Source organism: Treponema sp. OMZ 805 (assembly GCF_050937395.1).
GTDB lineage: Bacteria > Spirochaetota > Spirochaetia > Treponematales > Treponemataceae > Treponema.
In genome coordinates this window covers 224449-234075 of record NZ_JACCLP010000003.1, presented here as the reverse complement: position 1 = coordinate 234075, position 9627 = coordinate 224449, and the positions used below count along the sequence as shown (strand labels likewise).

The 9627-nt window shown below is 43.2% G+C and carries 10 protein-coding genes and 1 tRNA gene; 3 read left to right on the top strand and 8 right to left on the bottom strand.

From position 1 onward, the window contains the following. Nucleotides 1-35: 35 nt before the first annotated feature. Nucleotides 36-1769: a tetratricopeptide repeat protein gene (locus HGH47_RS04450; protein ID WP_230974681.1), complete on the top strand. Its 1734-nt coding sequence runs from the start codon at nucleotides 36-38 to the stop codon at nucleotides 1767-1769. Between the two features lie 64 nt (nucleotides 1770-1833). Here HGH47_RS04450 and HGH47_RS04445 read toward each other — a convergent pair. The 8 genes from HGH47_RS04445 to HGH47_RS04410 all read right to left on the bottom strand — a co-directional run bounded on the left by HGH47_RS04445 (nucleotide 1834) and on the right by HGH47_RS04410 (nucleotide 6682). Next, nucleotides 1834-1905: transfer RNA gene (locus HGH47_RS04445), tRNA-Glu, on the bottom strand. Between the two features lie 81 nt (nucleotides 1906-1986). Beyond that, on the bottom strand, nucleotides 1987-2895 hold the full coding sequence (locus tag HGH47_RS04440; protein ID WP_432910621.1) for a DUF4097 family beta strand repeat-containing protein: 909 nt from the start codon (nucleotides 2893-2895) through the stop codon (nucleotides 1987-1989). A gap of 9 nt (nucleotides 2896-2904) precedes the next feature. Then, nucleotides 2905-3102 carry a hypothetical protein gene (locus tag HGH47_RS04435; RefSeq protein WP_006188910.1) on the bottom strand — a complete coding sequence of 66 codons (198 nt, stop codon included), beginning with the start codon at nucleotides 3100-3102 and terminating at the stop codon, nucleotides 2905-2907. A gap of 34 nt (nucleotides 3103-3136) precedes the next feature. Next, complete coding sequence (locus tag HGH47_RS04430) at nucleotides 3137-3376, bottom strand: PspC domain-containing protein (RefSeq protein WP_006188911.1); 240 nt, start codon at nucleotides 3374-3376, stop codon at nucleotides 3137-3139. A 72-nt stretch (nucleotides 3377-3448) separates the two neighbouring features. Next, nucleotides 3449-3988 carry a DUF1700 domain-containing protein gene (locus HGH47_RS04425; RefSeq protein ID WP_006188912.1) on the bottom strand — a complete coding sequence of 180 codons (540 nt, stop codon included), beginning with the start codon at nucleotides 3986-3988 and terminating at the stop codon, nucleotides 3449-3451. Then, nucleotides 3985-4302, bottom strand: coding sequence for a PadR family transcriptional regulator (locus tag HGH47_RS04420; protein ID WP_212565696.1), 318 nt, complete (start codon nucleotides 4300-4302; stop codon nucleotides 3985-3987). The genes HGH47_RS04425 and HGH47_RS04420 overlap by 4 nt, the downstream gene beginning before the upstream one ends. A gap of 130 nt (nucleotides 4303-4432) precedes the next feature. Beyond that, complete coding sequence (locus HGH47_RS04415; protein WP_371922055.1) at nucleotides 4433-5116, bottom strand: metal ABC transporter ATP-binding protein; 684 nt, start codon at nucleotides 5114-5116, stop codon at nucleotides 4433-4435. 78 nt (nucleotides 5117-5194) lie between these two features. Beyond that, nucleotides 5195-6682 (bottom strand): HDOD domain-containing protein, encoded by a 1488-nt coding sequence (locus tag HGH47_RS04410; protein ID WP_432910616.1) that lies wholly within the window; start codon nucleotides 6680-6682, stop codon nucleotides 5195-5197. 529 nt (nucleotides 6683-7211) lie between these two features. On the opposite strand from HGH47_RS04410, the gene HGH47_RS04405 reads away from it, so the two are divergent. Both HGH47_RS04405 and gltA read left to right on the top strand, forming a co-directional pair. Beyond that, nucleotides 7212-8057 carry a sulfide/dihydroorotate dehydrogenase-like FAD/NAD-binding protein gene (locus HGH47_RS04405; RefSeq protein ID WP_212566492.1) on the top strand — a complete coding sequence of 282 codons (846 nt, stop codon included), beginning with the start codon at nucleotides 7212-7214 and terminating at the stop codon, nucleotides 8055-8057. 55 nt (nucleotides 8058-8112) lie between these two features. Continuing rightward, nucleotides 8113-9624 (top strand): NADPH-dependent glutamate synthase, encoded by a 1512-nt coding sequence (gltA, locus tag HGH47_RS04400; RefSeq protein ID WP_212565694.1) that lies wholly within the window; start codon nucleotides 8113-8115, stop codon nucleotides 9622-9624. Nucleotides 9625-9627 lie beyond the last annotated feature (3 nt).

Below are 9627 nucleotides of genomic sequence, written 5' to 3'. Positions count from 1 at the left end.
TACCTAACTGTGTAGAATAAAGGTAGGTATTGTTGATGATGTTTTCTCGTCCTATCTCAAAATATTACGTATTGTATTTATTATTTTCTATTTTTCTCTTTATATCATGTACTACAGTAAAAAATAGTAATTCTGACGATACTTCATCTGCTGCCCCTCTTTCGGCTACTATTCTGCCATTGCCTTCTGCCGCTGATTTGGCATCAAACCATGTCGATTCACAGGTTCAAGCTGATATGGAGATAGCTTCTCCGGCAAGTATTCGCAGTGCGGTAACCCGTGTGTATTCGACTTCTCAAGGTTTAACGAAGGAAAAGCAATTACAATTAACATTGGCTGCCCGATTAATGCGTGTTGTATATCCTCTCGAGCTTATCGATTGGAATGCTCCGAATTATCAACAAGCCCATCCATATCTCGATGCATTGACCCAGATCGAGAAGGATAGTTATCCACAAAACCTTGGTATGAATACATTTTTTGATGCGGTTATTCCGGCAATGATTTTAATAAAGGGGGTAGGATTGCAGGAATATGCCTCTGTACTGGAGAAGCGTTTGTTGATTGCAAGAAACTTAAATCCTTCTTCTGTACTACCGCCTTATCTTCTAGGCCTCTTGTACGAGCAACTCGGCAAGCTTTCGGATGCAGCGAATTACTATCAAACCGCATGGGAACAAGATGAGAGCTGTTATCCAGCCGGTATGCGCTTTGCTTATTTAGCGCTTTTTACTAATGATATTGAAACAGCATATAAAATTGCTGAAAAATTGTATGATCGTTATCCTAATGCAGTAACGATTCAGCTATTGCTTGCAGAAGCATATCTTGAAAAAGGAAATTTGGAAAAGGCAGATGAGATTGTTTCTGGGGTTCTTAAAAAAAACAATGATTTTGGGCGTGCGTTCTTTTTGCAAGTTCGACTGCATATAGAAAAAAAAGAATATTTAGCAGCAAATGCCATGCTTGATGAATTTGCTAAGCAGAATAAGGTTGATAAGGATTATCTTCTATTACGGAGCCGTATTTTACTTGAATGGAGTAAAAATATTACCGAGGCAAAACAATGCCTTGAAAGAGCAGATTCATTCTATCCGCAATCTTCGGATGTTATTCTTGCTTGTGCGAATTTTTGCTTTGAAACAAAAAATACCGTTAATGGGAATACTGCTAACGATTTTATTAATGCACTTTTAAAACAAAACCCGTATAATATTCTAGCGATTCGTCTTTTTGTCAAAGAAGATATAGCGGAAAAAAGATGGGAAAGCGCCTTTGAGCGTGCACAATATTTGTATGATAATAATCCTTCTGAAGAAGATGTCGTACTCTATGCCCGTGTTTGTGCCGGAATGAATAACTGGGAAGCGGCGGTGGATACGGCGCAAGCTGCATATAACGCCGCTCAAAATAAGCCGTCCGACGAAATTATTACATTATATTTGCAGGCTCTTTACGGGGCAAAAAGATACGGCATTCTTAGGCAAGTTATTAACCGCCATCTTGCCGATGCCCGTTCAGCTTTGAAGTCGGTTTTAATTTATTATCAATCGCTGCTTGAATCTAATGATGAAGAGAAGCTCGCGCTTTTGCGCTCGAGTCTTTTAGCTGATCCGCGCAGTTCGCTAACGCTATTTGCCTTATACGAATGGTATTTTGAGCATAAAGATTATCGCAAAGCATACTATTATTTACAGCAAGTTATTGCACTTGACCCTTATAATAAAACTTATTTGCAACTCGCCGAAAAATTGGAAAGACTCCAGTAAAATTTTGAAGACAGAAAAAATAAAAAAGCCTAAAATAAACCGTTAAGTTTATTTTAGGCTTTGCCATCTCCTAGGGGAATTGAACCCCTGTTGTCGGGATGAAAACCCGATGTCCTAACCACTAGACGAAGGAGACATCACAATTCTGTTGCATAACAACGGAATATATTTATACCGAAAAAGCATCTTATTGTCAAGTAGGAATCTAAAACTGTTGTTATTCGGTAAAATTGATATTGACTTCCCCTATACCGGCTTTAACTTCAATAGTATGTAAAGCAGTACGCTGGTTTTCTTTAACGATATTACCCATTAGTCCGCTTCCGCTCGCGCCGTTTACCGAAACTGAACCGATGCCGGAGGTTATATCAATTGCATAGTCGTCCTTTTTTCCGTTGATGCGCATATCTATTTCGCCGATTCCTGCATGAATTTCAAGATTCTGAAATATCTTTCCGTCAAAAACGGTTTCACCGACTCCCGTGTGCATCTCGGTATCCGTAAAACTGCAATTTCGGAACACGGTTTCTCCTACTCCTGTTTTAATGTTCACATTTGATGCGGTAATATTGTTGATATTGACCTCGCCGGCGCCGGTATTCAGTATAAATCGTTGAGCGGCGGTAAATCCGTCAAGCGTCAGCGATGCCGCACCCGTATTGATGTCAACGGTATCGAAGAGCGTATTTTGAGGTATCTTTACCGTGATAACCGTTTTAGAGCGCCCTATTTCATCCCGATGCCATCCCAAAAACCAATTCCATTTACGGTTCTTTTTTGTGCTGATCATCAACGTATTCCCTTCAACTTGCACAGAAGCGTCGATTCTTTTTGTGTTATTCGTGATGCTGTAGGAAACGGATTGTTTATTGTGCGGTTCAATCCGCAGCGTAACATAAGAAATATCCGCTTTAAGCTGTTTTAAAACGGAATCGTTCGAGGTGAGCTGTACTTCATGTATATCTGCCGGCTGCACCATATTTGTATGCTTGTCATCCATGTTCCACTCCTCATAGTCTGATTTATAAAAAGCTTTTTTAACGCTTCCGCCCATCATCATTCCTATAATGACGAGTATACCGCCAATTCCAATAATCAAAAAAGCTGCTGTTATTCTTTTTTTCATCAGGCGCTCCTAAAATAAGAATGCCAAGCCGCCGAAAAATAAGCCTGCTATTAAAAGGGGAATACCGCATAAAATAACGATGAGCAGCAGAATGCCGAAGGTGAGCAGTTTAAATGAAAGCTTCAGTAAGCCGCCTGCAACGGTAAAAATTAATCCCCCTATTCCGAATATTGTAAACAAAATACATAAAACAATGAGTGTCAGCATTTGTTCCTCCTATAATACACTTAATACGCTCCCCTTATTGTTCCGTGTCGCCTTCATCTTTCCGGACATATTCATATTCGAGCGGTTCCTCTTTTTTTACCGGCATGACTAATGCACAGATGATATAGCAGAGAATACCGCTGCCGAAGAAAAGGGTCGCGAGAATCCACAACAACCGGATGACGGTTGGGTCGATGTCAAAGTATTCGGCAATACCGCCGCATACACCGCAGAGCTTTTTATCGTTTTGGCTTCGATAAAGCTTTTTTTCCATAATAATCCTCCAAAATGTTGTTTTGAGAGCTTCTAAAAATTCGCCTGAGTTTTTAGAGGTTTTCTTTAGATGTCATCTATCTGACTTATTCTTAATATGAGTCCCAATACCGGCAATTAATGCGCTGATACCGTGAAAGATCAGCAATGCAAAACCTACGAGAATTAATGCGCTGCCGAAAAGCAATAACGCGGAAGCGGAACCTAAGAACAAGCTGCCGATACCTTTAATAAAAATAGCTCCTGCTGCAATCACCAAGGCAAAGACAACCGCAAATCCTGCAAATCCGAGCGCTATAATAATGACTACCGATGCGATAATCAGCGGTACTGCGACGGGTGCTGCACAAATCGCCAGTATGGTAAACCAAAAAGCGCGCCACCCGCTTTTTGTAGATGCACGGGCTTTTTTCGCTTCTTTTACGGCATAATCCGATAAAATCTTTGAGGCAACATGTGCGGGACTTTTTAGTTCGTTTATAACAGCTTGTTCATTTTGACTGCCTGCTTCGTCAAAATACTCTTCGTAATATTGCAATGCCGCCTGTAAATCTTCTTGCGGCAGCCGATGCAGCCGTGCAGCCAGCTCGGCCATAAATTCTTTACGGGTCATGAACGCTGTGCTCCTTTAAAAATCTTTTCGATTAATTCCTTGTATGATTTCCATTCATCGCAGTATAAGCTTTGCTGCCGTTTCCCTGCAGGCGTTATACGGTAATATTTTCTATTGCGTCCATCAATGGGCATGTCATAGGTTTCTAAAAAGCCCGCAGTTTGCAGCCGTTTTAATACCGGATAGAGTGTCGATTCAGAGATGGACATTACATCCTTTACATCCTGTGTTAACTTATAGCCGTAGGAATCTTCATTACTCAAGATGGCAAGCACGCAGGCTTCAAGCAATCCTGAGTTAATTGAAAAAAGCACTTTTACCTCCTGTACTCTTTATAATATTATTCATAATATAATATGTTGTCAAGTATAATATTTGAAATGTTCTTCTATGCGGATGTGTCGGACAATGGTGTTAGCTGAAGATTGTTAGGCGCTTTGTTTTTTACAGTTGGATATCCGGAGTATATGGGGCGCGGCGGAAGTGAAGGAACTCTGCCGCATATTTTTGCGGATTGCAAAGATGCCCGCATCCGTTTGCCAGATGGAAAATATCGGTTGAATTGAGTACCGCCGCATCAAGGTTATGCTCTACGGAAATAACCGTCAGGCCTTGTTCCGTATTTAATTTTTTAATAAAGGTATAAATTTCCTGCTGGCTTTGTATATCGATGCCTGTTGACGGTTCATCGAGGATGAGTAAATCAGGCTCACCGATAAGAGCACGGGCGATATACATTTTTTGCAGCTGCCCGCCGGATAGCGTCCCTGCCAACGCATATTTGTAATCGAGTAGCCTGACATCCGAAAGATAACGGTCGATAAGGCCTTTATCGCGCTGCTTGCGCAATATCCGATACGAATTTAAGGTTTCGTAAACGGTAATGGGAAAGCCTGTTATCGCCGCCTTTTTTTGCGGTACATAGCCGATACTGTGCGCCCCGCAGCGGATACTCCCCGTATCGGGAGTTAACAGTCCGAGGAGCAGCTTTATCAGTGTACTTTTTCCTGCGCCGTTTTCGCCGACAATCGAGATATATGCTCCTTTCTTAATTGTAAGACAGAGATTTTCAAATAATGGTTTTTTACCGGCTCCGTATTTAAACGATAAATCTTGAATACAGACCATTCCACACATGTCGCTGTGTTCGTGTGCGGGAATAGAAGTCTGCGGGAGTGTCGATTCCTGTTCGTTCATACGGATGTGTTATACGGGTTCGTGGAATTTTGAATTGAGCTTTCCGCATAGTTCACGTAGCTGCGCTTCATTTTCAATATTATGCTGCTGTAGCAAAACCGGCGGAATTTGATAGTAACTGATATTGCCATCAAAAAACTGTAACATAAATTCAGCAAAACTTACCGTAGAAACAAGCTCATAATATTTTTTAGGGGCAGCTTCCGGTTCGTATTGGTATTTTATCGTATTAATAATAGCTTCGGGTAAATGCCATTTTTCAGCAACAGCGACACCGATTGCTTGGTGCTCCATCCCCGACATCACGCTTTTGATGACCTGATCGGGAATGTTTTTTTCGGTTTGTAAGTCTTTAATCTTTCCCAATACTTCCGGATAAATGGAACTGAATACGATTTTACCTAAATCGTGCAAAAGGGCACAGACATATATTTCTTCGAGAAGCTTGGTTTTTCCTTGCATTTTAGCAAGATTATATGCGAAAAATGCACATCGATAGGTATGATTCCACAGCCTTTTTTGTTCGTTTCCTGTTACTTTTAAAACTTGTAGTGTTCCAACGGAATACAACAAATGCTGAATACCCCGTAAACCGGCCATTTTAACCGCTTCAGTAATACTCATACATTCTTTTGTAAGTCCGAACGCAACCGAGTTGACGAGTTTTAAAAGATCGGTTGTCAGCGCAATATCATCACTGATAAAAGATGCAATTGCCCCCATCGTTGCATTCGGATCATTGATGAGCCGCTGTATTTGCACGATTTTTTCGGGAAATTGCGGAATTTCTTCAATATAATCTACAATCGTCTTAGTCAATTCCACGAGGTGCTGGTTCACTGTAAAATCAATCGGAATGGTAATCCGATTGATCGTTAAGTCTTTTTCAGGGATCAATTCGAACGCATCTTCCTGCAAACCGATTTTTTTAAGCATAAGAAGCATGATAATTAAACCAAGTCCTGCCCCTTCCGTATCGTCAATCGCCTGCATAAAAGCTTGGTCTACATTTTCATAGTCCCGCGCGACAACCATCCGGTCAAAAATGCGTTTAAATTCAGTCGCAACCATCTGCACATTATTGCGTACCTCGAAAATAATATGCCCCTGCTTAACCTGCATAATGACTTTAATATAAAGCCCCTCTTTTTTTTGCTGCTGCAGATAGTAATCGATATTGCCGAGGCTTTCTTGTTTAAAATTGAGCATTCCTTCGTCGTAGGACTTCTGATCATAAATATCAAAGCCCTTTTCTTTAAAATACACTCGCTTGGTATTTGCTTTTTTTGCGTTTGTGGTCAGCTCATTGAGGCAATAGACGATATAGTCTTGAATGCCGTCCTGATGAACCGCTTCGAGGAAAGCCTTCGCAACATCGACGATGTAGGTTTCCGTTTCCTTGGGGAGCGTATACGTGTTAATCGAGATGGGTATATTCATCTGCACCGCTTGCTTAATCTTGTTTTTATCTACCGGTATAGTTGCAACATTATCCATATATTCAGTATAAGAGAAATTGATAATTTTCGCAATGCTTTATATTGATATTCCTAGGGTAAACGCATTAGGCCGTCTTTTTAACAACCCCGCAGAAAAATTGAAACTATTCGACCAGAGTTGAATCTCTTCGTGATTCAAATGGTCTCACAGTCTCAATTTTTCTGCGATTTTTATCTACCCTGCCTGATGTGTTTACCTATTTGCTAGAAAACTGTGCGAAATTTTATTTCCCTGAAATGCAACAGTTGAATAAAATATGAATTTTTGAAACCGTTGCATTGGTGCGCCTCAGGCGCACACGTCAATACGCAAGTTTTCGAAAGAAAACTTGACGGTTAAGATGAGCGGCAGCATTGTAGACGCTCATCTTATACCTATGAAATTTCGCACAGAAGGAAGGCAACCGCTAAAAATATTTTTGATACGGTTGCCCTGTTGATATTCCGTACCATTACGAGTAAAATAGCACGAAATGTGTATCACCTATAAATGATACCATATTTTATCTATATAAAGAGGTCGAATGATTCACACGATTTTAGAGAAGAAACAATTCTCAAAAGATGTTTTCTATCTGCGCGTTGCGGCACCGGAAATTGCCCGTCAGAGAAAGGCAGGACAATTTGTTATTATTCAGCTTGATATCGATTACGGCGAGCGCATTCCGCTTACCATCGCCGATGCCGATCCTTCCGAAGGGTGGATAGCCCTTGTCGTTCAGGCAGTTGGGGCAACCACGATTAAGCTCTGCCGAAAAGAAGTAGGCGATTCGATTGCGGCAATTCTCGGTCCGCTCGGTAATCCCACGCATATTGCAAAGGTCGGAAAAGTTGTCTGTGTCGGCGGCGGTATTGGTACGGCGCCTTTACACCCGATTGCCCAAGCTTATAAACGTGCCGGTAATGAAGTTATCATTATCATCGGCGGTCGTACAAAAGAACTCGTGATTTTCGAGGAAGAAATGCGCAAGATAGCGGATGAGCTCATTATCGTAACGGATGATGGAAGCTACGGCCGAAAAGCGCTGGTTACCGAACCGTTAAAGGAAATCTGCGAAAGCGCAGCGCCGCCTCAAGAGGTTATCGCAATCGGTCCACCGATTATGATGAAGTTCTGCGCAGCAACAACTCGTCCGTTCGGAATACACACGGTGGTCTCGTTAAATACGATTATGATTGATGGCACTGGAATGTGCGGAGGATGTCGCGTTACGGTTGACGGAAAGACAAAGTTTGTCTGTGTAGATGGACCTGAATTTGACGGACACAAAGTCGATTTTGACAATATGATGATGCGGATGAAGGCCTTTAAGGAACGGGAAGATCACGATCGTCATGCATGCAGAATTGGACTGTCAAACGGCGCCAATTAATCCGAACAAGGATGAACCGGCATTTTCGGAGACTTGCCGGATAGAGGAGTATGAAATGGAAAATGAAAATACAAATACCGAACATCACTATGTGCCCCGTGAAGAACTTGCGGAACAGGCAAAAACATATTGGGGCGAACTGAAAGATAAAGAATTAAAAATGAAGGATCGCGGCGCTATCCCGATACAGGAAATGCCGGTACTTGAACCGCATGCCAGAGCCCGCCTTATGGACGAGGTTGCAACCGGCTATACCGAAGAACAGGCGCGGATAGAGGCGGAACGTTGCTTAAACTGTAAGAACCGCCCCTGCGTACAGGGTTGTCCGGTCGGTATACCCATCCCCGAATTTATCACCTGTATTCAGAAGGGAGATTTTAAGGCCGCTGTCGATACGATTAAAACGACGAACTTGCTTCCCGCTATCTGCGGCCGCGTATGTCCGCAAGAAAAACAGTGCCAAGCAGTATGTACCGTCGGCAAAATGCATAAATCAGTGGATAAGGCGGTTGCAATCGGCAGATTGGAACGCTTTGTTGCAGATTGGGAACGAAATAATAACAAGACAACAATTCCGCCGGTTGCTCCCGATACCGGAAAGAAGGTTGCGATTATCGGATCGGGACCTGCAGGTCTTGCCGCCGCCGCCGATATCCGCCGTGCCGGTCATGCGGTAACCGTATTCGAAGCCTTCCATAAAACGGGCGGCGTTATGGTCTACGGAATCCCCGAATTCCGGCTCCCCAAAGACATTGTCGCGAAAGAAGTGGAAAATCTTAAAAAGATGGGCGTCAAATTTGAAACCAACTTCTTAGTCGGACGGACGGCAACACTGGAACAGCTGCTCCAAGAAGACGGTTTCGACGCCGCCTTTATCGGTACCGGCGCAGGACTCCCTAAATTTATGAACATCGACGGGGAAAACCTTATCGGCGTATTCAGCGCAAACGAGTATTTAACCCGCGCCAATTTGATGAAGGCCTATCAAGAAGATAAGGCGGACACACCGCTGTATCCTGCAAAGGTTGTTGCGGTTATCGGCGGCGGGAATGTCGCGATGGATGCCGCCCGTATGGGATACCGGCTCGGTGCCGATAAAGTGTACTGTATTTACCGCCGTACCCGTGCCGAAATGCCTGCCCGTGCCGAAGAAATCGCCCATGCGGAAGAAGAAGGTGTTGAGTTCTGCTTTTTGCAAAACCCGACGCGCTTTATCGGCGACAAAGACGGTAAGGTGTGTGCAGTCGAAGTGCTGAACTACGAGCTCGGTGAACCCGATGCTTCCGGCCGCCGCAGCCCCGTCGCCATTCCGGGTACTGAGCATCAAATCCCGGTGGATACGGTTATCGTTGCACTCGGTAACAGCTCTAACCCGCTGATGGCAAAAACGACGGAAGGATTGCAGGTAACAAAAAACGGCAACATCATCGTCGATGAAAACCAGAAAACCAGCATCCCGAAAGTCTGGTCGGGCGGAGATATCGTACTCGGTGCGGCAACCGTCATCCTCGCGATGGGTGAAGGACGCAAAGCGGCGGCGAGCATTAACGAATATTTAGCACAGTAACAC